Source organism: Leucobacter exalbidus (assembly GCF_017834145.1).
Lineage (GTDB): Bacteria > Actinomycetota > Actinomycetes > Actinomycetales > Microbacteriaceae > Leucobacter > Leucobacter exalbidus.
In genome coordinates, this window is the sequence record NZ_JAFIDA010000001.1 from 1,436,727 (window position 1) to 1,463,543 (window position 26,817).

The window sequence follows — 26,817 nt, forward strand, 5'->3', positions numbered from 1 at the left end:
TCCGCGCGCACAAACACTGCTCCCACAACTTTGTGCTCACCACGCGTCGGGTTGTGCATGTCTGGGCATAACGCGGCGGGCATCTCGAACCGGCCGCGGGCCGGCGCGTGGTGCCGCGGCGTTGAGCCCTAATCAGAGATTCGCCGTCGCGCAGATCAAATCGGCGACAGATCTCTGGTCGAGGCCGAATCTCTGATCGGGGAGCAAATGGGCACGGGCGCCCCCGAAAAACCGCGAGGGGAGATGGCTGGTATCTGATTTGATACCTGCCATCTCCCCTATTTGCGTGCATCACTCGGGTTCAGGTGCCGAACACCAGACACCGAGCGCCTGACACAAGGACCAGGCACAAAGCAGCAGACTCAGACCTTATGCGTCCTGCTCAGAGCACACGAGCGTAGCCAGCTCGGCCATGTTCGAGAACACGCTTGCCGCACCAGCCTTGCGCAGCGCCTGCGGCGCCGTGCTCGCGTGCGATCCGTTCGAGTACCCGAGCACGGTGGCGCCGGCGGCGACACCCGCGATGACCCCTGCGACGGTGTCTTCAACGACCACCGCACGCTCGGGGGCCACCCCGAGGGCACGCGCCGCAGCGAGGTAGACGTCGGGCGCGGGCTTCGACTTCGGCACCTCCATGCCGCTGAACAGGCGGCCGTCGAAGAATCGGTCGAGGCCGGTGCGGGCCAGCTGCAGCTCGATCTTCTTGCGATCGGCGCCGCTCGCCACGGCAATCTTCTTGCCGTACACGTCACTGATGATGCCAAGTGCGGCCTCGATGCCGGGGATCGCCTCGACCTGCGCGCTGAGGGCGACATCGCGGCGCTCGCGGAACTGCGCGATCCACGCCTCGTCGGTGTGCACCCCGGTGTGGTCAAAGATCAACGGGCCCTGATCCTTCAGCGCGCGGCCCACGAACAGCGACACACATTCGGTTTCAGAGATCGGCCAACCCAGCTCGTGCAGCATCTCACGCAGCACACCCATGGTGATGATCTCTGAGTCAACGAGCACGCCGTCACAGTCAAACAGCACCGCGGCGAATGCGGGCCGCACTATGAAACCAGCACGTCGAGGGCGGCGGTGAGCGCCCCGTCGACGGCCTGGGTGACGATGTCGCGGTAGGGGTCGTAGCCGTCCATGGCTTCATCGGCATCGGCGAGCGGGTTACCGTCGATGGCGAAGACGCCGCCAGCCTCAATGCCGTGCAGTGAAGCGATCACGAACAGGGCCGCGGCCTCCATCTCAACGGCGACGATGCCCGCGCGCTGCCACATGCGGTGGTCGACGCCCACGATGACATCGCTCGGGTAGAACATGTCACCCGTGAGCACGATGCCCGTGTGCACGTTGAGCCCGGTGGCTTCGGCGGCCACGCGCAACGCGATCGTCAGCTCGGGGGTCGCGATGGCAGGGAACTCGGTGGGCACGAGCTGGTGGCTCACACCGTCGGCGCGCACGGCACCGGTCGCGACGACGATCGCACCGTCGACGACCTCGGGCTGGATGCCGCCCGCGGTGCCCGAGCGAATGATGCGGGTGACCCCGCCGCGTGCGAGCTCCTCAAAGCAGACCGCGGCACCGGCCGCGCCCACGCCGTGCGAGGCAACGGTGACGGGCACGCCCTTGTAGCTGCCCGAGTAGACGTGGTATTCACGGTTGGCGGTGAGCTGCACCGGGTTGTCGAGCAGCTCGGCCACGCGGGCCGCACGGCCCGGATCCCCCACCACGAGTGCGCGATCGGCAAGGTCAGAAACGCGAGCGCGCAGCAGCGGCAGTTCGGCGTCAGCGGGAAGTCGTACGGGTGCCATGATGTGGGCCTTTCGTTCTAAAGAGAGGAGTGAAGAAGATTATTCGGCGGCCGGATCGGCAGCGGCGGGATCAGCCGCAGCAGCCGCTTCGCGCAGCCGAGCCCTGGCCGCGCGGGCACGCACCCGAATGGCGAGCGCGTCAAGCGTGAGGTGCTCACCGTTCGCATAGAGGTGACGGCCGCCCACAAATACGTGGCGCACATCGTGCCCCGTCGCGGCGAACCCCAGGTGCGAGGTGAGCGCTGCGGCATCGGCGCCCGCAAGATCAAGCGGGGTAGCCGCCGAGCCCGACACGTCGAGGGCGATAACATCGGCGAGGGCACCGACGGCGAGGGATCCGGAGCCTGCGAAGCCCAGCGCCTCGGCCCCGCCGCTCGTTGCGATCCCGAGCACATCGGCGGCGCGCACGATGGCGGCGTCGCCGCGCACTCCGCGGTGCAGGGTGGCGGCAAGCTTGATCTCTTCGAACAGATCGAGCGAGTTATTCGAGGCGACCGAGTCAGTGCCGAGACTGATGCGCAGGCCGGCCTGTTGCCACTCGGGCAGGCGGGCGACGCCGCAGCCCAGTTTGAGGTTGGAGACCGGGTTGTGGCTCACGGCGACACCGTGGCTCGCGAACTCGGCGATCTCGTCGTCGGTGATGTGCACGCAGTGCGCGGCAAGCACCTCGGCGTCAAAGAGTCCCAGCGACGCGAGGTGCGCGGCGGGCGTGGCCCCGTACTGCTCGGTGATCTGGGCGACCTCGGCCGCCGATTCAGAGATGTGGGTGTGCACCGGAATACCCAGGCGCTTGGCCCGCTCACCGATGTCGCGCAGAAACTCGGGCGGGCAGGTGTAGGGCGCGTGCGGGCCGTACGCGACCCGAATCTGCGGGTCGCCGGCGTAACGCTCGGCGAGCTGCTCGGTCTGGGTGACGGTGTCGGCACCGTTCCAGGGTGAGACGCCAGGGAAGCCCACGGCCTCGGGCGTGAACGACGCGAGCGCGACCATCGCGCGCATGCCGGCGCCGCGCACGAGCTCGATCAGCCGTTCATCCCAGTGGTACATATCGGCGAACGCGACTGTGCCGGTCTCGATCATCTCGATCATCGCGAGCTGCAGCCCGACCGCCACATCGTCGTGGGTGAGGTGCTGCTCGAGCCCCTGCACCGCCGCCAGCCACGGCATGAATCCCTCGTCGTCAGACACCCCGCGCAGCAGCGTCATCGCCGAGTGCGTGTGCCCGTTCACGAGCCCCGGCATGAGCACGTGCCCGGCGAGCTGGTGCACGACCGGGGTGGCTGCGGTTGCCTGGGCTTCGGCGTCTGCCTGGGTCTCGGGTGATGCGGGCGCTTCGGGTGCTGTTGCTTCGGCGGGTGCTGATCCGGATCCTGCCGCCGCCAGCGAGGTGGCGCGCGGGGCGCCAGCGTAGGTGATGCGGCCCGCGGCGTCGAAGGCCAGCTCGGCCGGGGCGACCGGGCCTGCGGGGGTGAGCATCGCGTCGGCGAGCAGAATGGTCTCGGGGTGGCTCATCGGGGTTCCCTATCGGTCGAGCGGTGCGGGGCGGGCTGGGGTGGGCGGCGGTGCGGCGTCGTTACCATCCGGGGGTGGCGAGCATGCCGCCGTCGACGGCGAGGTCTTGCCCGGTGATGAAGCTGGCCGCTGGTGATGCGAGCAGCACGCAGGCGTTGCCGATGTCGCGGGCGGTCGCGAGGCGGCCGAGCGGTGCGTGGCTCGTCCAGCTCGCGACGCCCTCAGGCCAGCCCTCGGCCAGCCCCGGCCGGTCGACGAGGCCGGGAGAGACGGTGTTCACGCGAATGCCGTCGGGGCCCAGCTCGAGCGCGGCCGCGCGGGCGTGCATGATCAGTCCGGCCTTCGCCGCGGCGTAGTGCGCGTGCGCGGGCGAGGGGCGATGCGCCTCAACCGAAGCGATGTGCGTGATCCAGCGCGCGCCCGAGGCCGCCGGGTCTTCGTTCATTGCGGCGGCCGCGGCGCGCGACAGTTCGAACACGGCGCCCAGGTTGGTCGCGTGCACGGTGTCCCAGTCGCTGCGCGACGTGTCGGTGAGGGTCTGCACCGGCTGCACTCCGGCGTTGTTGACGAGCCCGTCGATGCCGCCAAGCGCACGCACCGTGTCGGCGATGAGGGCTTCGGCGGCGCCTGGCTGCCCGAGGTCGGCGCGCACCGCCACCGCTTCGCAGCCGCGCTCGCGCAGCCGCTCGACTAGCTCGAAGGCGGTCTCGGCCGAGCCGCGGTAGTGCACGGCTACGTGGGCGCCGGCATCAGCGAACGCTTCGGCGATGCCGCCGCCCACGCCGCCCGAGGCGCCCGTGATGAGTACGCGCTGGCCGTGAAGCGATGGCAGAGTGGGGTCGCGGTGGGTGGGCACGTTAGCCTCCGAGTCGTCGGTGTCGGGTCGAATAGTCACGCAAGGCGCGCAAGAAGTCGACCTCGCGCAGGTCGGGGTAGAGCGCCTCAACGAAGTAGAACTCGGCGTGCGCTGACTGCCAGATCATGAAGTCAGACAGGCGCTGCTCGCCTGAGGTGCGAATGATGAGATCGGGGTCGGCCTGGCCGCGGGTCCACAAATGTGCACCGATCGAATCGGGGGTGAGGTGCTCGGGCAGCGTCTCGATGGTGCCGCCCTCGGCCTGGTGCTCAGCGATGATGTCGCGCACCGCGGCCGTAATCTCGCTGCGGCCGCCGTACCCCACCGCAAGGTTGATGTGCAGCTTAGTGACGGGGGCACCCGCGGCACCGCGCTGCCCACTCTCGCCTACCTCTGAGCAGCCTGCCTCGGCGGCGGCGAGGGCGGCCGTGAGCTCGGGTGAGAGGCCGTCGCATGAGCCGACGTGTTTCACGCACCAGCCGTCGTGGGCGGCGAGCTCGGTGGCGAGGTCGCCGATGATGCCGAAGAGGTCTTCAAGCTCTTGGCTGTCGCGGGCGCCGAGGTTGTCGGCCGAAAGCAGGTAGAGGGTGACGGTGTTGACGCCGGCTTCTTCGCACCACGACAGAAACTCGGGCACCTTCTTGGCGCCGGCGCGGTGCCCGAAGGCGGCGCGCTCTTGCAGGCGGAGCTTGGCCCAGCGCCGGTTGCCGTCAACGATGACGGCGATGTGGCCAGGCACGAGCGACTTGTCAATCTCGTGTCGCAGGCGTCGCTGGTAAAGCCGGTAGAGCAGACCGGCTCGTGGTGTCGACTGCTGCGCATTCACATCTCTGATTCTATCGGCCGGGCGGTGACCCCGGCTGGGCGTGCGGTGCGGTGCGTCGCGGAACGCTGCGGTGTGGGGGCGCGTGGCTGCGGCTGCGCGCTGTGGATCCCCACACATATGCCCGCCTCAAACTGTGCGGAACATACACTCAAGGCATGACCTCCCCCGGTGTTCCTGCCCCCGACCGCCCACTCGAGGATGGGCGCACCGCCGCCCCGGCGACCGGTGCTGCTGCGCAGGCGGCCGAGGTGAAGCCGCTGTGGCGCGGGTGGATTCACGCCGCCACGTTTCCGGTGGCGACCGCGGCGGGGATCGTGCTGGTGGTACTCGCGCACGGCCCGATCGCGAAGTGGGCTGCGTTCGTGTACATGCTCTCGAGCATGCTGCTGTTTGGTATCTCTGCGCTGTACCACCGGGGCAACTGGACGCCGGCGACCCGGCAGGTGTACCGCCGCCTTGATCACTCCAATATTTTCTTACTGATCGCGGGCACCTACACCCCGATCGCATTGCTCGCGCTCCCCCTCAAGCAGGGCGTGGTGCTGCTGTGCGCGGTGTGGGCGGGCGCCCTCGTGGGTATCGCGGTGCGCATGTTCTGGTTGGCGGCGCCCCGGTGGCTCTATGTGCTGCTGTATGTGTTGCTGGGTTGGGCGGCCGTAATGTTCTTGGGCGACATTGCGCGCGCGAACCTCGCGGCGATGGTGCTCGTGGCCGTGGGCGGGCTGCTCTACACGCTCGGCGCGGTGGCCTACGCCTTGAAGCGCCCGAACCCGGTGCCCGGCGTCTTTGGGTTTCACGAGATCTTTCACACGCTCACAGTGCTCGCGTTCGCGTGCCACTGGAGTGCGGCGCTGCTGCTCGTGCTCGATCCGTTCTATCTGCGGTAGGTCGCGGCCTGCCTGAGGTGACCCGAGTGCTCCATCAAACTGATTCTTGTAGTTTGGTCAGCACGGATTCTCCAGCAGTCCGTTCCCGCGTTGACCCATAAATAGCCAGCACGGCAGCTTCAATAGCTTGAGCATGCTCTCGCTCGCTTGTCACGGCAATTACGTTGCCCTCGATATCGATGGGTAGGCGCCGCTTGAGCGCAGCCTTGCGGGCGTCATGCTCGGCAATCACGCGAATCCCTCCCCCGCCCAACCCGGCCTCAGACTCAACTGCCGACGGGATCTCAGAAGCTTGAGCAGGGTTCGCGCGATGAATCGATACCTCTTTACGCTGCAGCAGAATCCCCGCGAGATCTCCCACTTCAAGTGACCGAATCTTGGTTTTCAACCTACTGCGAGAAGATCCGGTGGTGACCGTTTCCTTGCCCGTTAGTAAATTGAGCGCGTCTGCAATGGATTGCTTCGACCACCTGCGTCCTCTCCTCACCGTGTGCTGGAATACGTGCAGTGTTCGCTCGTGAAGGATGAACCTCTTGCCGACGCGCTGCGCTTCCAGCCGCCCCGATGCCGCAGCACGCTGTACTTGCCGCTCGGTCACCCCGAGCCGCTGAGCAGCCTCTGAACATGAAAAGTACATACACGTATAGTCGCCTATGCGACTATATATGACAACAAAAAGTACTCCTGGGGGAATTTCTTCGCCCATATCCGAGCTAAACCCCCTGATGAGAGCACGCCATTATCAAAACAGGCGAGTTTTGATAATAGAAGGCTTCTCGATTATCAAAACTCGTGAACGCGGGTCAGGTGTTGTCGCTTCGCGGCCATAGATCAGTTCGCGGCGCGGGCTGGCCGTCGCGGCTTCTGGGCACGATGAAACATCGGTGCACCGAATACCAGACGGTAACCGATCAGAGCAGCGATAGCCTCTATAAGCTCTTAGGCTGCGAGCACTTCGAGCACGGCTGCTCCGTAGCGTTCGAGTTTCACCTGGCCGATGCCCGACACTGCGAGCAGCTGTTCGTCGTTCGTCGGGGTGTGCACCGCGAGCGCTGCGAGCGTCGCGTCACCAAACACCACATACCCGGGAACCCCCTGGCGACGCGCTTCCTCAGCACGCCAAGCCCGCAGCCGTTCAAAGATCTCGGCTTGCTCGGGCGAGAGGTCGGCCGCGGCGGCAGAGCGCTTTGACGAGGAGCCTGCCCCAGCAGCCCCACGCACCCGGCGCCCGGCACCGCCCGTGGCAGCGCGCGCGAGTACCTCCTCGCGCATGCGCACCGGCATCTCACCGCTCAGCACAGGCTTCGCGTCTTGGGTGGGCTCGAGCACACCCCACTCACCGCGCGCCTCGATCAGCCCGACGGCGAGCATGTGCCGCACGACTCCGCGCCACTGCGCCACCGACCATTCCTTGCCGATGCCCCAGGTGGTCAGCTCGTCGAGCTTCATTTGGGTCGCGCGCTCAGAGGCGACGCCGCACAGCACATCGATGTGCTGGCCCGCCGCGTAGGTGCGGCCGCGCTCGCGATGCGTGCGCAGGATGGTCGACAACAGCATCTGCGCGGGCACCGTTGCGTCCCACAGTTTGGGTGGGTTGAGGCAGACATCGCAGTTGCCGCACGCGGTGGGCGCGGCCCCGGTACCCGGCTCAGTCTCTTGCCCGAAGTAACGCAGCAAGAATGCACGCCGGCACTCGACCGTTTCGCACAGCGCAAGCATCTGGTTGAGGTGCCTGGTCTGGTTCGTGCGGGTGACCTGATCGCCGTCGCCTGATTCGATCATCTGCCGCTGCTGCACCACGTCTTGCAGGCCGTACGCCAGCCAGGCTTCTGAGGGGGCTCCGTCGCGGCCCGCGCGGCCCGTCTCTTGGTAGTAGCCCTCGATCGATTTGGGCAGGTCGATGTGGGCGACGAAGCGCACATCGGGCTTATCGATGCCCATTCCGAACGCGATCGTGGCGACCACGACCACGCCGTCTTCGCGCAAAAACCTGGTCTGCGCGTCGAGCCGCACGTGAGACGGAAGACCCGCGTGGTAGGCGACAGCGTCGACTCCGGCGTCGCGCAGGGCCTTTGCCGTCTGCTCAACCCGTTTGCGGCTCAGCGCGTACACAATGCCGGCCTCGCCGGCGTGCTCACCGCGCACAAACTGGGTCAGCTGAGCGCGGGCGTTCTGCTTTGATTCGATGCGGTACCGAATGTTGGGCCGGTCGAAGTTCGACACAAAGTGTTTGGCTTCGCCCAGGTGCAACCGCTCGGTGATTTCACGGTGCGTCTCGGGCGTCGCAGTCGCGGTAAGTGCGATGCGGGGCACGTCGGGCCAGCGCTCGGCAAGCGCGCCCAGCCGCAGGTAGTCGGGCCGAAAGTCGTGGCCCCACTGCGACACACAGTGCGCCTCATCGATCGCGAACAGGGCGATGTGCCCGCGTGCGAGCAGGTCGATGGTGCCGGGCGACGACAATCGCTCGGGCGCGAGGTAGAGCAGATCGAGTTCGCCCTGCACGTAGGCACGCTCAACCTCGCGGCGTTCATCCATGCTCATGGACGAGTTCAGCGAGGCAGCACGCACCCCGGCCAATCGCAGCGCCGCTACCTGGTCATGCATGAGCGCGACGAGGGGTGAGAGCACCACTCCGGTGCCCTCGCGCACGAGCGACGGCACCTGATAACACATCGATTTGCCGCCGCCGGTAGGCATCAGCACAACGGCGTCGCCGCCCGCGGCAACGTGGCGCACGATCGCATCTTGGTCACCGCGAAACGCGTCGTAGCCAAAGACCTCGGCCAGCACCTCGCGGGGGTCGCGCCCCACGTGCTTGGCACCGGCGTTGAGGCCGGCGGGGGCGGGCTGCACGATCGGGTGGGCGGGTGGCTGCGCCACTACGGGCCTGCGTACGGGCTGCGCGGGTGCGGCCTGTGCGGGCGTTGGTGCGTGGGCGGGCGCAGGTGCTGCCGCCCCGGTACCGCTGCTGCCGCCGAGGCTGCCGGGTGCGGGCATCCCCCACGCTTCCCCTGGCCACCGCTCGGCGTCGCCGAACTCATCGCCGCCGTATGCCCCTCCCCCGAAATCTGGGTCACCAAAAGACGAGTCGTCGCCTTGGGGGTCAGGCCCTGGGTTCACTCGGCCAGCGCCTCCATACGTCGCGTCCACGAACGGATCATTCCCGTGCGCACCGCGGGAGGAGCCAGCCACTGCGTTACTTCTGAGTTGACGCGGCGTCGGCTGAGCCGTCAGTTGACAGCTCGGCGTTCTCGGCGAGCCCAGCGTTCTCGGCGAGCTCAGCGTTCTCAGCGTTCTCAGCGAGCTCAGCTTCGATCTCTTCGCGCACCTCGTGGCGGTACGCGCTGGCGCGCATGCGACGCACAAGCACGAAGCCGAGCGCAATCACTGCGACTGCGAGCAGGCCGGTAAAGATGAATCCTTCAAACCCAGGCGTGACCTTGTTGGGGTCAAACGCGGTGTCGGTTGCGACTTCGTCTGCCAGCTGCAGCATGGTTCCTACGGTGTTACTCCACACGTTCACGCGCGGGCCTCCTCAATGCCTTGAAACAAATCTGCTTCGAACTCGCTCGTCGCAACCCGCGACGCAGCAAGCCGATAATCCTCGAATGGCCACGCTTCACGTTGCAGCTCAAGCGGCCAGAAGAAGAAGGTGCTGTCGGGCGGCACCTGGCTCTCGTGGGCGCGCAAAGCCTCGTCGCGCTGTTCGAAGAATCGACCAACGTTGACCTGAGCGGTGCCGCGGTAGGGGCGCTTGCCCATCCACTCGCGCAGCTGCTCGAACTGCTCAACGAGCGGCGAGGCCGCATCGTTGTCGAGCAGCCACTGGTACACCGTGTTGACGCGCTTCGCGTTAAAAATCTCTTCGTAGTACAGCTTGTCAATGCTCCACGGCTCGCCCGCTTCGGGGTATGCCGAGGCGTCACCCGCGGTGTCCCACGCGATCTTGCTGATCTCGTGGCACCGAATGTGATCGGGGTGGGGGTAGCCGCCCTGCTCGTTGTACGTGATCATCACGTGGGGTTTGAAATCTCGCACGATGCGCACCAGTGCCTCGGCAGAGACCTCGGCTGGAATGTCAGCGAATGATCCGGCAGGCACAGGGTCACCCTCGGGCGGAAGGCCCGAGTCTTCGTACCCCAGCCACTGGTGTTCGAACCCGATGATGTCGCGGGCACGTGCCATCTCGTCGCGGCGAAGACCTGCGAGGTCACGTCGACTCTTCGGGTTGCGTGCAACGAGCTCGTTGAGCACGTCGCCGCGCTCGCCCCCTGTGCAGCTCACGATGAGTACTTCGACGCCCTCGTCGAGATAGTGAGCGTACGTCGCCGCACCCTTACTTGATTCGTCGTCGGGGTGTGCGTGTACCGCGATTAACCTCAGCGCCATGCGGGTCCTCTCACATTTGCTTCCCGGTGGATCCAGATACTCTGGACGAAGCCCTTAGTTTACCCAGGACAGATCGGAGCCGCCCGTGTCACCGGTGGATCCCACACACGCAGGCTCGGCACACGCCGACCAGGCGCTCACTTCAACAGACGTTGAAGCTCCCGCTTTAGCCGCGTCAACGGCGTCGCAAGCACTCGAGAATCGTTATGGTTCGGCGCGCAGGCGCCGTTTCGATCGCCGATTCGCGCTGTGGACCGCGGGCGCGTTGGTGCTCGCATGCATCGGTTTCTTTTTCTTTAGCGGTTGGCAAACCACCAGCCAGATCGACTGGCAAGACATCGGGTACACCAAGAAGTCTGAGCTGGTGCTCGAGGCCAGGTTCGAAGTGACCGGCCCGGCCAACACGGCGGTCGCCTGTGCGGTTGAAGCACTCAACACGTCAAAAGCCACCGTCGGGTGGAAGATCATTGAGATCCCCCCGAGTGACAAGTTCACCCACACCATCAGCACCAAGCTGGTGACGACTACCCCCGCCACCGCGGTCACCACGCGCGAATGCTGGGTGGTAGTTTAAGTCTCCCTGCTAAACTTTTGGGAGCGCCCCGGCACCGTCGGGGCTTCGTTTTTACCCACCGCGCGGTATGCGCGCTCAGCGTCGCGCCGCGTGCGCACTAATGAATTGAGGATCGACCATGGCCGAGCTCACCCAGACCTGGCTCACTCAGGATGCCTACGACCGGCTTCAGGGAGAGCTTGACCAGCTCGCAGGCGCCGGCCGCAAAGAGATCACGGCCCGCATCGAAGCGGCACGTGAAGAGGGCGACCTCAAGGAGAACGGCGGCTACCACGCTGCGAAAGATGAGCAGGGCAAGATGGAAGCCCGCATTCGCGACATTGAGGCCCTACTGAAGCGCGCTGTCGTGGGCGAAGCTCCCCAGGCCTCGGGCGTGGTTGAGATCGGCACGGTCATCACCGCCACGATCTTCGGCAGCGAAGAGCGGTTCTTGCTCGGCAGCCGTGAGCTCGCCGACGGCTCTGACCTCAACGTGTACAGCGGCGAGAGCCCCCTGGGCAAGGCCATTCTCGGCCACAAGATTGGCGATGAGCTCAGCTACCAGGCTCCCAACGGCAAGGAGATCGCGGTCAAGATTCTCGCGGTCGAGACCTACGTCGGCTAATTATTTACATGGGACGTAAGCCCCATGCTTCAGGGCTCGGGTGTTGCATTGTGCAGCGCCCGGGCCCTTGTGCTTTGCGGGGACAGACTTGGTTGTTTCTGCCGGGGCGATAGCAGGCCAGCTCGTTTACGCGCGCTCGGCCCAGATGTCGAAGCCGAGTTTGCAGATCAGTACCGCGACCACGACCAAGAACAGCACCCGCACGAACTTCGCGCCCTTGGCGATCGCCATCTTTGAGCCGAAAAAACTGCCTGCAATATTTGCGAGGCCCATGACGAGCCCGAGCGGCCACAGCACCGCCCCCAGCGGAATGAAGAAGATGAGTGCGCCAAGATTCGTGGCGAAATTCACCATCTTGGCGCGTGCACTTGCCTGCAAGAAGTCATAGCCGAGTGCCCCCACCAGGGTAATGACCAGAAAAACACCGGTGCCCGGCCCCAGCACACCATCATAAAAACCGATCATGGCGCCCGAGGTCATCGCGATAACCGTGCTCTTTGATGCTCGATGTTTAAGCTTTGTGACCGCGCCGAGCGCAGGTTTAAACAGTGTAATGAGCGCCACCACTGCCAGGGCCACAACGATAATGGGCTTGAACACCGAGGCCGGTAGCGACGAAGCTACCGAGGCGCCAGCAAATGCGCCCCCGAGCGCAATCGCTGCCATCGGCAAGGTAGTGCGAAGATCTGGTCTCACTGCCCGATAGTAGGTTGCACTACTTGTCGCAGTGCCGAACACCGACGCAAGCTTGTTGGTGGCGAGCGCTTGAACCGGCGTGACCCCCGGCGCGAGCAACAGCGCCGGCAACTGCAACAGCCCTCCCCCGCCCACGACTGCATCGATCCACCCGGCCGCAAAGCCCGCGGCGATCAACGCGACGATCGTAATCCAGTCGGTTTCTTCTGGCAGGAACTGCAGGGCCGCGAGAGTCAGGTGCATTCAGTCGAACCTTTCAAAAGGGGCATCCCCATATAACCACCGCTGGGGCCTGCGGGCCGCATCTTGCGACTCACAGACCCCAGCGGTCACACAACTATTATTCGTTCTGCACTGCGATCACTTCGGTCACGGTGCCCTCCTGCAGCCGGGGGTCGCCCGGTTGCACGGGGATAGTGGTGGTGTGCGTGCCACCGTTCTCCTTGGGCTTTTTGTTCATGCGGCTTTCTAGCCACTTCGCAATGCCCGAAAGGATCAGACACATCACGATGTAAATGCCGCCGATCACAAAGGCGGACTGCAATAGCGGGCGGCCGAACTGCACGTTGCTGCTGAGCTGCTTTGCCAAGTACAACAGCTCGGGGTAGGTGATGATGAACCCGAGCGCAGTGTCCTTCATGGTCACTACGAGCTGAGACACGATGACGGGCAACATCGCCCGTACGGCCTGCGGCAGCAGGATGAACATCATCACGCCGGTCTTGCGCAGCCCGATCGCGTACCCGGCTTCGCGCTGGCCTCGCGGTAGCGATTCAATGCCGGCACGCAACGCTTCGGCGAGCACCGATCCGTTATAAGCGACCAATGCGATCACGACAGCCCAGTAGGGCTCCATGCGCACACCGATCGACGGCAGACCGTAGTACAGCAGCATCATCATGACGAGTACGGGCACCGCGCGGAACAGCTCGCTGATCGTGGTCACGGGGATGCGTACCCAGCGGTGGTCCGAGAGTCGGCCAATGGCGAGCACAAACCCGAGCACGACACTCATCACTGCGGCGAGCCCGAACGCGGCGAGGGTTTTACCCAGTGCCGCGAAGATCTGCTGCCAGATCGTGGAGTAGGTGAAAATGCCCCACTTCTGGGCGGAGAACTGCCCAGAGAGCGCGAAGCGATACAGAATGAAGGCAACCACAGCGGCCACCACTACCACCGTCACCACCGCGAGAATGCGGTTGCGCGCAATGGCCTTAGGGCCGGGAACGTCGTACAGTACCGAAGTCATCGCACGATCCTCCACTTCTTCTCAATGCGGTTCTGCAGCAAACTCAGCAGCAGAACCAACACGACGAACACCGCGGCAACCCACAGCAGCACTTCCATCGGGCTACCAGGGCGGCCTGCCGCATCGTTGACCGTGGCACGCAGTGCACCGAGCTCAGCGACCGAGAACCCGGCCGCGACCGTAGTGTTTTTCAGGAGCGCAATAAACACGCTCATCATGGGCGGCACCACCGACCGAAACGCCTGCGGCAACACCACCAGTCCCATGACCTGACCGAACGGGAGGCCGAGCGCGCGAGCAGCCTCAGCCTGCCCCACCGGCACCGTATTGATACCGGCACGCAGCACCTCAGCCACGTAGGTGGCCGTGTAAATACCGATCGCCAGCACACCCAGTACCAGCGGGCTCATCTTCGGCATCCCGAGTGCGGGGTATCCCAACACGAAGAAGAAGAAGACCAGCGTCAACGGGGTGTTACGAATGATGTTGACATACAGTGTGCCGACGCCCCGGGCGATGGGAACCGGTGAGACGCGCATCGCGCCTACGATGATTCCCAGCACCAGCGCGATGAGTCCGCCGAAGAGGAACACCAGCAAGGTGTTCTTGATCGCGCTGCCCCAGAGATCGAGGTTTCCGAAGATGACGTCCATCCGTCTTCCTCCCCTTTAAGTATGGAGTGCGGGGCGGCCAGTTCAGCCGCCCCGCGTCTCAGCGCTGTTAGTAGGCGTCAACCTGAGGCTGAGTGACCTTGATGCCTGAATCGCCCAGGTTCTTGTCGAAGATGGCCTGCCAGGTGTCGCCACCCTCGGTGAAGGTGTCATTGATGAAGGCGCGAAGCACATCATCACCCTTCGGAAGTCCCACACCGTAGAGCTCCTCGGTGAGCAGCGGACCGCTCGTGACCATGAGGTTCTCGGGATCTTGCGCCGCGTAACCGATTAGGATGGCTTGGTCAGTTGTCACTGCATCAACCTGCCCATTGACGAGGTTCTCCACGCAGGCTGAGTACAGGTCGAACTCCTGCGTCTTGATGTTCTTGAAGTTCTCCTTGATGTTCTGGATAGGAGTGGAGCCCGTTGCCGAGCACACCGTCTTGCCATCGAGCTCTTCGAGCGCCTGGTAATCGGTGGCGCCCTTTTTCACGAGCAGTCCCTGGCCGGTGATGAAGTACGGGCCAGCGAAGTCGATGTCTTCCTTGCGCTTGTCGTTGATCGAGTACGTGCCGACGTAGTAGTCGATGTCGCCGTTGACGATGGCCTGCTCGCGGTTGGCTGACGCAATCGCCTTAAACTCAATCTGGTCCTCGCTGAACCCGAGTGAGGCGGCAATCCAGCGAGAGATATCTACGTCAAACCCGCTGCGTTCACCGGTGACGTTGTCGAGATAGCCAAGGTTGGGCTGATCTTCCTTCACACCGATGACGACCTTGTCATCCTTGACCATCTTGTCGAACGTCGGGCTGCCTTCGAGGCTGACGCCTTCAGCGACCTCGATGATCTCGGTCGAGCCGCCAGCGGCTTCATCGCCGGGGGCTGCGGGGGTGCCGCTGTTGCAGCCGGTGAGGGTGAGTGCGGCTGCGGCGAGGAATCCTGCTGCGGCCAGTGTTTTCTTGAATCGCATGGTTGCTATTCCTTTCACGGGGAGGGTCTAGATGGTAGTCAGACGCCTGAAATTAGTTCTTGATGAGCTTGGAGAGAAAATCTTTCGCGCGGGTTGATTGGGGGTTGGTGAAGAACTCTTCAGGAGTGTTCTGCTCCACGATCTGCCCGTCGGCCATAAACACGACGCGGTCGGCAGCCTTGCGTGCGAACCCCATCTCGTGGGTCACCACGATCATCGTCATGCCCTCTTTCGCGAGGCCAATCATGACGTCGAGTACCTCGTTGATCATCTCGGGGTCTAGCGCACTCGTCGGCTCGTCAAACAGCATCACCTTGGGGTGCATGGCGAGCGATCGGGCGATCGCTACGCGTTGCTGTTGGCCGCCTGAGAGCTGAGCTGGCAGCTTTGAAGCCTGCTTCTCAACCCCCACGCGTGTGAGCAGCGCCATGGCCTCACGATCGGCCTCTGCTTTGCTGAGCCCACGCACCTTAATGGGACCGAGTGTCACATTCTCAAGAATGGTGAGGTGGGCAAAAAGGTTGAATGATTGAAACACCATGCCGACCTCGGCGCGCAGATTGGCCAGAGCTTTCCCCTCAGCGGGAAGCTCTCGGCCATCGACTCGAATCGAGCCGCTGGTAATGGTCTCAAGCCGGTTAATCGAACGGCACAGTGTCGACTTACCTGATCCTGATGGGCCGATAATCACTACGGCCTCGCCCTTAGCGATGGTGAGGTTGATGTCAGTCAATGCCTGAAACTCGCCGTAGTGCTTCTGCACGTTTTCCACGACGACAAGCGGTTCGCTCGCACTCATCTGATCTCCACCTTAAGAATCAAGATCTGTCACGTTATGTGTCAGATGCACCTTCTGTCTACAGTGATTCAAGGTGAACGTGTGTACATGCGGCCCTTCGTTGGGCATCGCAAGGTACACGTTCGAGCTGTTCACCTTTGAACCGGTTGGACTCACCGTATTCAGTTCGTGCAGCTCATGTCACGCGCCTTGAGCGTTCCTTGAGGATTGCCTTGAGGTTGAGGATGAGCGCGTCTCAGATGTGGCAGCGGTAGCGCGGCGGAGTTAGCGGCGCTCGTCGATATAGTACTTGGCAGCCCCGGGATGCAGCGGCATAGGTTCAGTAAATATTGCTTGTCGCCGGTCGAGGAACGCGGCAGCGCGCACCTTGTCCGAGATCGTCGCTTGCGATTCAAAGAGCACCCCGAGTACTTCTCGAATTAACTGTGGTGGTGCGTCTGCCGAGGCGATGAGGTAATTGGGCACCGTCATCGTAGGGGTCTCTATGTCTACCCCGTAGGCGCCGGCCGGGAAATCAGCGGTGCGGTACACGCCGGCATGCGAGGCGTTGACCTGTTCGACGGTGTCTGGCTTGAGTGGCAGCAACCTAATGGGCATCTCTTCTGCGAGCCGTTCGATGCCCGGCGTCGGTAGCCCGCCCACCCAGAAGAACGCTTCGATCTGCCCGGTGCGCAACCTCACGAGTGATGCATCGAGGCCCAGCGCAGGCCCGGGTACTTCACTGGGTTCCACTCCGGCCGCGGCGAGCACCCGATTCGCGATGACTTGCACCCCTGAGTTCGCGGCGCCCAACGATACTGTGTGCCCCGCAAGGTCAGAGATCTGGTGGATCTGCGAGTCAGCGGGCACCACCACGTGCACATACTCGTCGTACACGCGAGCCACCGCCGCGATAGGTTGCGGGGCAGAGAACGCACCGGTGCCTGCAATCGCGTCGGCCGCGGTATCGCCCTGGGAGAACCCAACTAGGGCTTCCCCTGAGCTGACCCGCAAAATGTTGTCCACTGATCCTTCGGTCTGAGTCACCTCAATATCGAGGCCGAGTGCACGTTGTGCTTGAATCGCAAGTTGGTCTCCGTAGTTGTAGTACACCCCCGATTTGCCGCCGCCAGCGATCGTGTACGAGTCGTTCGTGCTTCCACCGGTTGGCGTGCAACCCACCAGCCCTGCCGCGCACAGCACCGTGGCGAGCAGCGCACCCACTCGCCGACGCAGCCGTTCTCCCCGCATCACGCTCCCTCCTCAGGTAGCAACAGTGAAACCTGCAGCCCACCGCCGACCGGAGACGTCACCTGCACGCTACCGCAGACCGTGTGCAGCAGATCGTTGGCGATGGCGAGGCCCAGGCCTGAACCGGCAATGTTCTGGTCGCGGGCGCTGCGCCAGAAGCGTTCAGTGACGTGCTCAATCTCATCGTCAGCAAGCCCCGGGCCCCGGTCGCGTACCGTCAACACAAACCCATCGGCCTTACGACTACTCGATACGTCAATAGTCGACCCGGGCGGTGCGAATTTGAGTGCGTTATCGATCACGGCGTCGAGCGCGCTCTCGACGGCTGTGCGGTCGGTGACTGTGTGGCAGCCGCCCGTCGAATGCACCGAGAACGTCACACGTCGGTCGTCGGCAACCTGCTGCCAGGCGTCAACGCGATCGCGGCCCACCTCCCCCAGATCGACAACCGCGAACGGTGAATCACGTCGTTGTGAACGGGCCATGGTGAGGAGCGTTTCGAGGATACGGGCCATGCGCTGCCCCTCTTCACGGGCCTTCTCAACGTCATCATCCCAGCTCTCGTCAAGGCCGGTCGCCAAGTACTCCATGCGCAGCAACAAAGCGCCCAGTGGGTTACGGAGCTCATGTGAGGCGTTCATCGCGAACTCCTGTTGGCGCACGATCACGCGCTCAATTTCCTCAGCCATGCTGTTGAAAATACGAATCATGCGCTGCATTTCGGGCGGGCCGGTATCGTCAGCAATACGCGATCCCATCTCGCCATGTTCAATCGCGACCATTGCCTGGTCGACACGAAGCATGGGGCGCAGCACCCAACGCACCAGTCGAAGAATCACAAACACCAACGCCGCAATAATCACGATGAATACGGCGAGAAGCTGCAGCCACTGCGCGGTCATCTGAGCACGCGGAATTTCGAGACTCGATGAGATCAGTACTGCTCCCAGCACCTTGCCGTCTGCGATTACCGGTTCGACGACGGTGGCGGGGCCCGTGGCCCAGGGCAAACCCGGCCGAGTCAGCCCGGCACGCCGACCTGACAACGCCAAATCCACCTGGTCTGCAACGCTTGTGTTGGCCGCGCCAGTGTTGCTCTCATCATGCCCGTGGGCCCAGGTTTCTGGGTCTGCGGCGATTAATGCGCCCGAGTGGTCGACCACCGAAATACGGCCACCGTAAAGCTCGCTATAGCGCGTCATCTCGCCCTCGAGAATCATCGTATTACCGGTGACCAACCCCTGCCGGGCGCTCACCAGAAAATAGCTGAGGTCATCAAGCTGCTGGTTCATGAACTCTTGCTCGATACTGCGCGCAGAGGTCCAGGCATAAGCCCCACCCAACACCACCAAAATGGCAATCAGCGGCGCCAAGAATATGGTCAGCAGGCGTGCACGCATGTCACACCCCGGTCAGACGGTAGCCCACTCCGCGCACGGTAACGATCAGCCATTCGCGTTCAATCTTGCGCCTGATAGAGGCCACGTGCACTTCAATCGACCGGTTGAAGCCGCTCCAGTCGGTGCCCCACACTTCACGGATGATGCGATCACGTGGTACCACTACTCCCGGGTAGCGTGCGAGTACCGCCAGCACGTCGAACTCTTTTGGGGTGAGATCGACGGGAACGCCGTCTGCGAGCAACACCCGATTCACAAAGTCAAAGTGCACACCATCGATAGTCAAGCTGATGTCGCCGTCTCCCGGTTCAGCCGCCGCCCGTGACCGTCGCGTCACCGCTTCGATGCGGGCCAGTAGCTCGCGCACGTCATACGGTTTCACGACGAAGTCATCGGCACCTGCTTGCAGCCCCTTGATGCGTTCTTCGACTTGGCTGCGCGCCGTCGCAATGATGATGGGAACCCCTGAGAACCCCCGGATGCGCCGACACACGTCGATGCCGTCCATATCGGGGAGACCTAAATCGAGCAGCACCGCTTCGGTATCGGGGCCCAGTGCTTCAATCGCCGCCATTCCGCTGCCCACCCGCTCAGTCGCGTATCCTGATCGGCCAAGAAACGCTACGAGCGCATCGGCCACTCGGTCGTCGTCTTCGACCACCAAAATCTTCACGCGAGGTTCTCCTTTGAATATGCACGTCGCAGATCCACAGACTATCCCGCTCCACAACGAATATGCGGAATCTCGTGGCTTCGCGGCGGGTTCCAAAAGCGCCGCAGACGCACGAGAGCGCCGCCCGCATTGCTGCGAAACGGCGCCCTCGGCATCACCCTAGGTAGTTAGCCGATAGCCCAGAAGAGGGCCCCGGCGTTGGAATCGAGCGGGTCATGCGACTGCCAGTGCCACAGTGTAGTAACCGACCAGGTCTGGTTAGGAATTCCGCCCCAGGGGTTGAGTAGGGTCGTGTTTCCACCGCTATAACCGGTGAGCACGATGGCGTGCGTTGATCCGGGGCGTGTGATTTGCCCAGGCCCGCGCACCAGCCCAATCACCGGTTGGTTGTTTCTCAGCGCTTTTGAGATCGCATTAGGCGAATGCAGCGGGGTTACCATCAGACTGTTCTGCTTCGCAGCAGACACAATCGATTTGCTCCCTGCGCCATCGTGGCCTCGGTTGAAATCTGAATGCTGGTGCATTTGTACGCCAACGGTGGGCGGATCAACCCATACCCCGTAGCTTTGAGCGGCCATCGCGAATGCGGTTGGCACGCATCCCACGGGCCCGAATGGGCGGCCACCGATCCACTGGTGTGCCCAGCGTGGATCGGTCTGCGTGAGCAGCCCCACACCGTGATTATTGTGCCGGTGAGCCGATGCTGTCGAGAGCGACCACACCTTGTTGCCGTTCGCGGTGTGGAGCGAGAAGTCACCGTTATTGTGCATCTTGCCGTAGGTAACGCCCTTACCCGAGGTGCGGCTGCTCCACTGGGTCTTGCCGTTCTGCTTCAGCACCAGGTTGCCATCGCGGTAGAGAACCAGCTGACTTGAAGCTGCCCCCGTCACGCTGAACCTGGTACGGCCGTGGTTACCCACGAGCAAAACGCCAGACCTCTCGACGCGAATTCTGTGTTTCTGGTTGGCCGAACGAATCTGCTTGCCCGACCCGATTTTTTGACCGGCACGAATCTTGGGGCCTGTGGCGTTCACGCACGCAACGTAATCTCGCTTACTCGATACACGCGACTTCGTGAGGTATCCCGACTTTCTACCGGTGACCTTGACCGATACTGCTCGGCATTGATCAGCCATTTTGAGCTTATACTTCGAGCTCGTTGCGCCAGAGATCTTTTTGCCGTCGCGGTACCACTGGTAGGTGAGCTTCGTACCCGTTGTCCAGGTGCCGGTGTCAACCGCCACTCGGTTATGCAACTTGCTCGAGGATCCCGTAATTTTGGGGCCTGCTGATTTCAGTACTCTCGGTACTGCTCGTTCGGCAGAAGTGGCGTAGGAATTTGCGTAGCCCGTCAACGTCGCGGTTGATCGAACGGTGATCTTTTTGCCACGATCGGCGGCCACGAGTGTGTACGTTGTCTTTGTCGCTGCAGGAATATCGACTCCGTTGCGCTGCCAACGGACGCTCACTTTCACGCCTTTGTTTGACCAGGTGCCGGTGGTAGTCGTGAGTTTCTTGCCGGCTTCGAGCACACCGGTAATTTTGGGACGAGCAGTTTTCGTGAGCTTGCCGAGGACTGTCTTCGTGCGCGGCGATGTGCGCGTCACCGATGCATAGCCGGCGCTAGCTCCGGTCACCTCGACGAAGAGTCGAGCCCCACGGTCAGCGGCCACGGGCACATACGAGCTCTCTGTTGCGCCTGCAATTGTGGTGCGCTTAGACCCCACCTCTCGCCCCCACTGATAAGTGAACGTTGGCGCCGGCACCCATGAATTAGTCACCGCGGTCAGCTTCGAACCGACCACCGCGCTCCCCGAGATCGTGACCGCTTGTGTCTGAAGCTCGGGAGTACTCGGTTCTGATCTCGGCCGGGGAGCTGCCGCCGGAGGCGAAATTGCGGGTGTGGAAGGTTTCTGTTCAGGAAGGACGTTCCCTGACGTCGGCTCTTCTGGCTGGATTGTGCCGGGGTCTTGAGTCTCGGGAGGAGGAGCAGGGTCGTCTTCGGAACCAGGCAACTCTGGTTCAAGGGGAAGATCTGTATCTGTCGGCTGGTTGAGTTCGTTACCAGTATCGTCGTTGGGCTGAATGGGATCAGCTACATCGTTGGTCTCATCGGACGATCCTTGTGCACCGCCGTCAGCATTCGATTCAACTTCTACAGAGCTGGGGGACGATTGCAGCGTCTCGGGTTCAAAGGCTCCGATCAAGCTCCCCAACAAGAGCGCAGAAACCGATACAAGACTGAGTAGTTTGTTCACGTATTCCATCCGATATGCAACGATGTATGCGGATTGAACTTACGCCCAACCCATGTCCCCCTTGTGAAAATCTATAGAAGATCTTCCACCTCACACTGTAGGGCAACCTCACAAATTTGCCACAAATGTAGCGCGCATCTCAGGCGTTGGATACCCGTGCTCCATCGCGCTCAGACATCTTGAGATCAGGTGAATAGTTCTTCGATAACGGCCACAACGATGCCTGGGGCAGAGCGGTCTCGGCTTCGCGGGACGCAGTGATGAGTTCCACGCAGACAGGAATGAGCTAAGGCCACTTGTTCACTGAAAACATGTGGTAACTAAATAGCTCAACCACAAGCGTGCTTCAGTCAGTAGACTCCGTAACGATGTCTACGCCAGCCTTGCTTCAATCTCAGCCAGCTCCCCGAGACTGGGCGCGCCGAGTGCTGCGTGCCGGCGTGATTCTTGTGAGCGCCGTCGCCATCGCACTGAGCGGAGTAGCGCTTGCCCCGGCCACCGCCGCAGAGGCCGCGCCCGTGAAGGGTTTTGAGCCGGGCAACATCATTGCTGATGCCGTCTTCTATAACGGCACCGATCTGGGCGCCTCGCAGGTGCAGACGTTCCTCAACAATCGTGTTGCGCGATGCACCATTGGCGATCCGGGCAAGCCCTCTGGCGGCACTTACACGTTTCCAAGCGGTACGAAGGTAAAGCTCGGCAAGAACTGCCTCAAAGACTCCAAGTTCAGCACCAAAACTTACGCGGCTGATTCTTACTGCAAGAAGTACACCGGCAAATCGAACGAGTCTGCGGCAGCAATCATCGCGAAGGTAGGTGCCGCCTGCGGCATCAACCCGAAGGTACTCCTCGTCATGCTCGAAAAAGAGCAGAGTCTTATTACAGACACCTTTCCGGCTCAGCATCAATTCGATCGCGCCATGGGTTACGCCTGCCCCGACAGCGGCCCTAACAACTCAGCCAACTGCAACACCGCCTACTACGGGTTTCAGCAGCAGGTGTACTACGGCGCTCGCCAGTACAAGGTGTATCTCGCGAACCCCTGGATGTACCGTTACCGGGCACAAGCCACCAACACGATCCAGTGGCACCCGAACCCCGCGTGCGGCACTTCTCGCGTTTTTATTCAGAACAACGCCACCGCGGCGCTGTACATCTACACTCCCTATCGCCCGAACGATGCTGCACTCAAAGCAGGCTGGGGCACCGGGGACTCTTGTTCCACGTACGGAAACCGTAATTTCTACCAGTTCTTCACGACCTGGTTTGGTTCACCCCACAAAGTGCCCGCTCCCACACCTTCACACGCGTATCCCGTGCGGGGTGTGATCGAAGCGTTCTACACGAGTTCGGGCGGCAGCCAGGCTTTTGGTGTCTCCACGACGAAGAAGGCCAGCCACACCCGCAACGGTGGCGGTGTCTCGCAGATGTTCACCAAGGGAATGATCGCGTACTCCAAGAAGTACCAGCAGGCCGTCTTCGTCCCCAAGGGCTCAACGCTGACCCGCTATCTCAAGCTCAACGGACCCGCCGGAGAGTGGGGTTGGCCACAAAGCACCTCGGCAAAGGCTGATGCAGCTGGTGTTGTCACGACGTTGTTCCAGCGAGGCCTTGCGAACGCACACCCGACGTTGGGTGTGAAGTTCATGCCCAACAAGATCCTTCGCATTTGGGAGAAGCAAGGCGGATCTCGGGGTTCACTCGGGTACCCGTCTGGGAACGGCGTAACCATAGCGAGCGACACGCTCTACCAGCGCTTCGAGAATGGCGGCATCATGTATTCGCCTGAAGCGAAGATCTCGGTGTCAAGGCCGGAAGAGCTCCGTTGGCGCCGGGCTGGCGGCCCTTCACTCGGCCTACTCGTCGACAGACAAAGCGTGGTTCGTGGCGTCGGTACCTATCAGCAGACCCAAAAGGGCACTCTCTACACGTTGACCGGGCAGCCCAGCGTCTTCCTCCGTAAGGGCCAAGCGCTCTCTGCGTACGTGGCAGCTGGCGGCCCGGAAAGCCAGGGCTGGCCCCGTTCACCTCTGAGCTGTGGCCTGTCTGGCGGCGGCTGCAAGCTGTCCCTGCAACGCAACACTATGATCCACAGCCCACAAACCGGTGCATCGTTCTTGACCCCCGGCCACCACTCTGCCTGGAACGCGCTCGGTAGCGCTCGCTACACGACGCTCGGCTACCCAATGCAGAGCACAAAACGGCTCTCAGCGGGCACCCTTCAGCGGTACCAGTACGGCTTCACTTCCTTCCCGACGAATGCGAAGAAGGCTGCACTGGTCACAGAGAAGCTTATTGTGGACGCTTACATCGCGAGCGGCTGGCACAAGAGCACTTGGGGCCTGCCCCTCAAGGTCTCCACCAGCGGCCGCACTGTCACCTTCGAGCACGGCACCGCTCGTGTTTCCGGCGGCAAGTTTACGTTCACACCCGCAGGCAAGCTCCCGGCAGCGTCTACACGTGAGGCTGCAGAACCAATCCCGGAGCAGGTAGAAGAAGAAGCTCCCCCTGCGGATCAGGCCCCCGAACCTGCCCCGGAGCCAGAGGTCACTCCTGAACCGGTGCCAGAGCCCGAACTGCCAACCGAGCCAGAACCGGGCCTGCCGCCACAGCCCGAGACCGAAGATCCGGAGGAGCCCGGCGCTGATCCGGAAGAAACTCCCCCTCCCGCCGATGGCGGTGCGCCTTCGGTCGAGCCTGTAGACCCCGCTCCTTCGGATGAACCCGAGCAGCCGCCCGCTAGCCCCACAGAGCTGGAGGGCTAAGGGGCTAGCGGCGGTTGCCGGTCAGCCGGTCGAGCGCGCCAGGAGCTTCTCGATCGCTTCAATGACAGTGTCAGAAGCCGATCGAGTGCGCGCAAAATACCCGGCTGGTGTGGCGCGCGATTCCACGGCCAAAGCAGATTCGATCGCGTTGAAAAGCTCATCGAGCGTTTCGGCCTGAGGGCCACACTCTGCAGTAACAAGGTCGAGTCCTTGCGCTGCCGTACTGCCGCTGGCCCCCAGCACAGCCTCTCGGTCTGGCTGATACATCACGGCCTGCACGGAGCACACGGTCGCGTCGTTCACACGCGCCGAATAGTCGGTGAGCACCAGGCGCGCGCTCGCGATCGATCGGTCAGTTGCTTCGCCGGGGGCCAACACAGTTACCCAGGAGGGCACTTCCGCGGTCGCGCCACCTTGTAGCGCCTCGGGCGCCCAGAACACACTGATGCCCTGAGCCTCCACGAGTTCACGGAACCGTGAGGAAGCAAGCACCTCAGCCCAGCGGCGCGCCGACGCACCTGTGTGTGTTTCGCCGGCGACCAACATCGGCAAGATAATCAGGCTCTGCGCCTGGACGGTAGTATCTGCGCACTGAATCATCGCGTCATGACGCGGCATTCCTGACCTGACTACGGCTGATTCAAGGCAGGAGTAGTCTCCCCCGGGTTGCGTGAGCAAGTCGGCCTCTGTCTCATGGGATGTCGTGACGAGATCGAGGTCTACCGCGTTTACCCGTCTGTATGCCGAGCCGTGAAACACTTCAGGGTTCATGAAAACCCGACGCCAGCTGCGAGCCTTTGCGGCCCACACCGACTCCTCTGCGAGCTCGGCCAGGTCAGCGCTCACAAACACTTGTGCATGACGCATCAGGTGCCGGTGCTGCCACGAACCGCTGAAGACCGTGTTCTGAGAGACTTCAGCGCTGCGGTCGTGCACGACCTCCCAGGCGTTAACCTCGGGCTTCGAAAGATTCAGGCGGTTAACCAGCGCCTGAATGTTCGTGTCACCAGCTGCTGGACTCGAGAAGACCCATGCCCCCGCTGACTTCTTTTGGAAGCCGGTCACAGCGGCCAACCCGTTTACGACGCCCCTGCGTACCCGCGCGACAGCGGGCGACTGTAGCTTCTGTCGGCCTGCCCCCACGATCTGGGCCGGCGACATCCTCAAGACCCTACGAATACGCTCCGGGCGAGACAACGGGGGTTTCGCCGACGAGAAATCGACAATCTGGTTCAGCGCGATTCTCGCGTCATGCTCGGTGTGAGGCTCGCCCTCCAGCAGCAGCTGGAACCCCGGATCGCATTGAAAGCTGATGTTCTCGCCCACGACAACAAAAATGTGCTCATAGGCCCAGGTCTGCCCCAGGAACTCGACACGGCGAACCTTGCTGCCGACCTCACGAGCTGCAGCGCTCATGAGCTGGAGCCCGGCTGGTTGAGCGAGCGACGATGTATATAGCGAGACCCGCTGCTGCCCGGTAACTGGGTCGCTCGATCGCAAGAGCACGGGCGATGCCTGGATCTCGCCAACCGCAGCGAGCCAAGCCATGCGTACCTCGACCGGAAGCGGGAAGCCAGCTTGGAACGAAGCAATACGCTCGGCACCCAGCCGGCGCAAGTTTTCGGTGAGCGCGTCAGTTACTCGCTGGAGTTCGCTCGCGCTCATGCGATACGTGGGAGAGTCTGCCGAGACGTTGCGCTGGAACACGATGTAGCTCAGGTGCAACAGCACGTTCGCCAACCACTGCGGAATCTGGTCGCACAGGCTCTGAGCTTCCTCAATAAGTTCTCGATGCGGCCCGGCAAAAACCGCGTCAAAACCTGTGATGTGCCGCTGTTGCTGCGACACAATCGACGAGCCATCAGCCCTGCGGCGATACTCGTATTCAGCTTCGGGTACAACGACATGACGACCACCTACGGCCAGCAGAAAGCGGGCCAAAAACACTGAGTCTGACGCCTGGCGAAGCCTCTCGTCGTAACGCATTTGAGCATTACGAATCACATGCGTGTCAAGGAACACGTTGCCGCCGGGAGTCTGAATGGCGTGCGGCTCGACCTCGAGGTCGATGACGCGGTTACGGCCACCAGGAAACTTGAAATCCAGCGCGTGCGGCTGGTCAGACCCATCGGGCCCCTTCACCTGAATCTTCGCCACGAACATCTGTTCAGCGGGGAACTCGGCACGGGCGGCCGCCACCAACGCCAGATAGTCAGGGGCCAAGAAGTCATCCGGATCCGGGGCAGAAATCCATCGCCCCCGGGCATAATCGAGAGCGACGTTGCGCGCAGATGCGACTCCCCCGTTCGTCTTCACAACGAGACGGATCGGATAATCGCTGCGCGCCATCCAGTAACGAACGATCTCTTCGGACCGATCGGTCGAACCGTCAATCACGAAGATCAATTCGATACCGAGGTGGTCGACGGTCTGGGCCTCAAGCGAGGCGATGAACTCTGGCAGGTAATCAGCTACGCCGTAGCACGCGATGAGTAAAGAGGTATTCGGGGAGAGTGCCGCCCAAGTACTATCGTCTTTATTCACATGCGTAGAAATAATTGCCATGGTCCGCTCTCGGTAGGTCTTAGGACTTGAGAACCATTCTTCCAGTTCTCTGAATCATTGCTTGGCGGAGCCGCTCTAAGTAAGTTACATCACGGTTAGACTC

The 26,817-nt window shown here is 62.6% G+C and carries 23 protein-coding genes; 4 read left to right on the forward strand and 19 right to left on the reverse strand.

All coding sequences use genetic code 11. The features are described from left to right. Positions 1-369 precede the first annotated feature (369 nt). From JOF28_RS06515 to uppS, 5 genes are all read right to left on the reverse strand, one after another. Positions 370-1,053, reverse strand: coding sequence for an HAD family hydrolase (locus tag JOF28_RS06515; protein WP_342452099.1), 684 nt, complete (start codon positions 1,051-1,053; stop codon positions 370-372). After that, positions 1,053-1,808, reverse strand: a complete 756-nt coding sequence (locus JOF28_RS06520; RefSeq protein ID WP_209705028.1) for a nucleoside phosphorylase — start codon at positions 1,806-1,808, stop codon at positions 1,053-1,055. The genes JOF28_RS06515 and JOF28_RS06520 overlap by 1 nt, the downstream gene beginning before the upstream one ends. Positions 1,809-1,847: 39 nt before the next feature. After that, positions 1,848-3,320, reverse strand: a complete 1,473-nt coding sequence (locus JOF28_RS06525; protein WP_209705029.1) for an amidohydrolase — start codon at positions 3,318-3,320, stop codon at positions 1,848-1,850. A gap of 61 nt (positions 3,321-3,381) precedes the next feature. Beyond that, on the reverse strand, positions 3,382-4,215 hold the full coding sequence (locus JOF28_RS06530; RefSeq protein ID WP_342452100.1) for an SDR family NAD(P)-dependent oxidoreductase: 834 nt from the start codon (positions 4,213-4,215) through the stop codon (positions 3,382-3,384). Continuing rightward, on the reverse strand, positions 4,178-5,002 hold the full coding sequence (uppS, locus tag JOF28_RS06535) for a polyprenyl diphosphate synthase (RefSeq protein ID WP_342452101.1): 825 nt from the start codon (positions 5,000-5,002) through the stop codon (positions 4,178-4,180). Before uppS ends, JOF28_RS06530 begins: the two co-directional genes overlap by 38 nt. A 155-nt stretch (positions 5,003-5,157) precedes the next feature. On the opposite strand from uppS, the gene trhA reads away from it, so the two are divergent. Then, on the forward strand, positions 5,158-5,889 hold the full coding sequence (trhA, locus tag JOF28_RS06540) for a PAQR family membrane homeostasis protein TrhA (protein WP_209705031.1): 732 nt from the start codon (positions 5,158-5,160) through the stop codon (positions 5,887-5,889). Positions 5,890-5,923: 34 nt separating this feature from the next. Here trhA and JOF28_RS06545 read toward each other — a convergent pair whose 3' ends face one another. From JOF28_RS06545 to mca, 4 genes are all read right to left on the reverse strand, one after another. Then, positions 5,924-6,595: an excisionase family DNA-binding protein gene (locus tag JOF28_RS06545; RefSeq protein ID WP_342452102.1), complete on the reverse strand. Its 672-nt coding sequence runs from the start codon at positions 6,593-6,595 to the stop codon at positions 5,924-5,926. Positions 6,596-6,828: 233 nt separating this feature from the next. Further along, a complete protein-coding gene (gene recQ, locus JOF28_RS06550; RefSeq protein WP_245190179.1) occupies positions 6,829-8,886 on the reverse strand; it encodes a DNA helicase RecQ in 2,058 nt (685 codons plus the stop codon). A gap of 199 nt (positions 8,887-9,085) precedes the next feature. Further along, positions 9,086-9,412, reverse strand: coding sequence for a hypothetical protein (locus tag JOF28_RS06555; protein WP_209705034.1), 327 nt, complete (start codon positions 9,410-9,412; stop codon positions 9,086-9,088). Continuing rightward, a complete protein-coding gene (gene mca / locus JOF28_RS06560; RefSeq protein ID WP_209705035.1) occupies positions 9,409-10,278 on the reverse strand; it encodes a mycothiol conjugate amidase Mca in 870 nt (289 codons plus the stop codon). Before mca ends, JOF28_RS06555 begins: the two co-directional genes overlap by 4 nt. A gap of 85 nt (positions 10,279-10,363) precedes the next feature. On the opposite strand from mca, the gene JOF28_RS14500 reads away from it, so the two are divergent. Next, positions 10,364-10,852, forward strand: a complete 489-nt coding sequence (locus tag JOF28_RS14500) for a DUF4307 domain-containing protein (RefSeq protein WP_342452103.1) — start codon at positions 10,364-10,366, stop codon at positions 10,850-10,852. A gap of 118 nt (positions 10,853-10,970) precedes the next feature. After that, entirely contained in the window at positions 10,971-11,456 is a 486-nt protein-coding gene (gene greA / locus JOF28_RS06570; protein ID WP_209705036.1) for a transcription elongation factor GreA, read from the forward strand. A gap of 126 nt (positions 11,457-11,582) precedes the next feature. Here the strand turns inward: greA and JOF28_RS06575 are convergent, their stop codons facing one another. The 9 genes from JOF28_RS06575 to JOF28_RS14805 form a co-directional block, all read right to left on the reverse strand. After that, positions 11,583-12,395: a sulfite exporter TauE/SafE family protein gene (locus JOF28_RS06575; protein WP_209705037.1), complete on the reverse strand. Its 813-nt coding sequence runs from the start codon at positions 12,393-12,395 to the stop codon at positions 11,583-11,585. A gap of 97 nt (positions 12,396-12,492) precedes the next feature. Further along, positions 12,493-13,401 carry an amino acid ABC transporter permease gene (locus JOF28_RS06580; RefSeq protein WP_209705038.1) on the reverse strand — a complete coding sequence of 303 codons (909 nt, stop codon included), beginning with the start codon at positions 13,399-13,401 and terminating at the stop codon, positions 12,493-12,495. Continuing rightward, positions 13,398-14,054, reverse strand: coding sequence for an amino acid ABC transporter permease (locus JOF28_RS06585; protein ID WP_209705039.1), 657 nt, complete (start codon positions 14,052-14,054; stop codon positions 13,398-13,400). Before JOF28_RS06585 ends, JOF28_RS06580 begins: the two co-directional genes overlap by 4 nt. A 67-nt stretch (positions 14,055-14,121) precedes the next feature. Then, positions 14,122-15,024 (reverse strand): glutamate ABC transporter substrate-binding protein, encoded by a 903-nt coding sequence (locus JOF28_RS06590; protein ID WP_209705040.1) that lies wholly within the window; start codon positions 15,022-15,024, stop codon positions 14,122-14,124. A gap of 52 nt (positions 15,025-15,076) precedes the next feature. Further along, positions 15,077-15,823 carry an amino acid ABC transporter ATP-binding protein gene (locus tag JOF28_RS06595; RefSeq protein ID WP_209705041.1) on the reverse strand — a complete coding sequence of 249 codons (747 nt, stop codon included), beginning with the start codon at positions 15,821-15,823 and terminating at the stop codon, positions 15,077-15,079. A gap of 264 nt (positions 15,824-16,087) precedes the next feature. After that, positions 16,088-17,053 carry a TAXI family TRAP transporter solute-binding subunit gene (locus JOF28_RS06600; RefSeq protein ID WP_209706867.1) on the reverse strand — a complete coding sequence of 322 codons (966 nt, stop codon included), beginning with the start codon at positions 17,051-17,053 and terminating at the stop codon, positions 16,088-16,090. Next, entirely contained in the window at positions 17,053-18,453 is a 1,401-nt protein-coding gene (locus JOF28_RS06605; protein WP_209705042.1) for a sensor histidine kinase, read from the reverse strand. The genes JOF28_RS06600 and JOF28_RS06605 overlap by 1 nt, the downstream gene beginning before the upstream one ends. A gap of 1 nt (position 18,454) precedes the next feature. Then, complete coding sequence (locus JOF28_RS06610) at positions 18,455-19,126, reverse strand: response regulator transcription factor (protein WP_209705043.1); 672 nt, start codon at positions 19,124-19,126, stop codon at positions 18,455-18,457. A 167-nt stretch (positions 19,127-19,293) separates the two neighbouring features. Continuing rightward, a complete protein-coding gene (locus JOF28_RS14805; RefSeq protein WP_209705044.1) occupies positions 19,294-20,907 on the reverse strand; it encodes a C39 family peptidase in 1,614 nt (537 codons plus the stop codon). Between the two features lie 845 nt (positions 20,908-21,752). Here JOF28_RS14805 and JOF28_RS06620 point away from each other — a divergent pair. After that, a complete protein-coding gene (locus JOF28_RS06620) occupies positions 21,753-24,149 on the forward strand; it encodes a hypothetical protein (protein WP_209705045.1) in 2,397 nt (798 codons plus the stop codon). Between the two features lie 21 nt (positions 24,150-24,170). On the opposite strand, the gene JOF28_RS06625 is transcribed toward JOF28_RS06620, so the two are convergent. Beyond that, complete coding sequence (locus JOF28_RS06625; protein WP_209705046.1) at positions 24,171-26,714, reverse strand: bifunctional glycosyltransferase/CDP-glycerol:glycerophosphate glycerophosphotransferase; 2,544 nt, start codon at positions 26,712-26,714, stop codon at positions 24,171-24,173. Positions 26,715-26,817 lie beyond the last annotated feature (103 nt).

Excerpts from the sequence above, each read along its gene's own strand:
- JOF28_RS06520 (WP_209705028.1), bottom strand. The coding sequence starts at position 1,808 with ATGGCACCCGTACGACTTCCCGCTGACGCCGAACTGCCGCTGCTGCGC.
- JOF28_RS06525 (WP_209705029.1), bottom strand. The coding sequence starts at position 3,320 with ATGAGCCACCCCGAGACCATTCTGCTCGCCGACGCGATGCTCACCCCC.
- trhA (WP_209705031.1), top strand. The coding sequence starts at position 5,158 with ATGACCTCCCCCGGTGTTCCTGCCCCCGACCGCCCACTCGAGGATGGG.
- JOF28_RS06545 (WP_342452102.1), bottom strand. The coding sequence starts at position 6,595 with ATGGGCGAAGAAATTCCCCCAGGAGTACTTTTTGTTGTCATATATAGT.
- recQ (WP_245190179.1), bottom strand. The coding sequence starts at position 8,886 with ATGCCCGCACCCGGCAGCCTCGGCGGCAGCAGCGGTACCGGGGCGGCA.
- mca (WP_209705035.1), bottom strand. The coding sequence starts at position 10,278 with ATGGCGCTGAGGTTAATCGCGGTACACGCACACCCCGACGACGAATCA.
- greA (WP_209705036.1), top strand. The coding sequence starts at position 10,971 with ATGGCCGAGCTCACCCAGACCTGGCTCACTCAGGATGCCTACGACCGG.
- JOF28_RS06575 (WP_209705037.1), bottom strand. The coding sequence starts at position 12,395 with ATGCACCTGACTCTCGCGGCCCTGCAGTTCCTGCCAGAAGAAACCGAC.
- JOF28_RS06580 (WP_209705038.1), bottom strand. The coding sequence starts at position 13,401 with ATGACTTCGGTACTGTACGACGTTCCCGGCCCTAAGGCCATTGCGCGC.
- JOF28_RS06585 (WP_209705039.1), bottom strand. The coding sequence starts at position 14,054 with ATGGACGTCATCTTCGGAAACCTCGATCTCTGGGGCAGCGCGATCAAG.
- JOF28_RS06590 (WP_209705040.1), bottom strand. The coding sequence starts at position 15,024 with ATGCGATTCAAGAAAACACTGGCCGCAGCAGGATTCCTCGCCGCAGCC.
- JOF28_RS06595 (WP_209705041.1), bottom strand. The coding sequence starts at position 15,823 with ATGAGTGCGAGCGAACCGCTTGTCGTCGTGGAAAACGTGCAGAAGCAC.
- JOF28_RS06600 (WP_209706867.1), bottom strand. The coding sequence starts at position 17,053 with ATGCGGGGAGAACGGCTGCGTCGGCGAGTGGGTGCGCTGCTCGCCACG.
- JOF28_RS06605 (WP_209705042.1), bottom strand. The coding sequence starts at position 18,453 with ATGCGTGCACGCCTGCTGACCATATTCTTGGCGCCGCTGATTGCCATT.
- JOF28_RS06620 (WP_209705045.1), top strand. The coding sequence starts at position 21,753 with ATGTCTACGCCAGCCTTGCTTCAATCTCAGCCAGCTCCCCGAGACTGG.
- JOF28_RS06625 (WP_209705046.1), bottom strand. The coding sequence starts at position 26,714 with ATGGCAATTATTTCTACGCATGTGAATAAAGACGATAGTACTTGGGCG.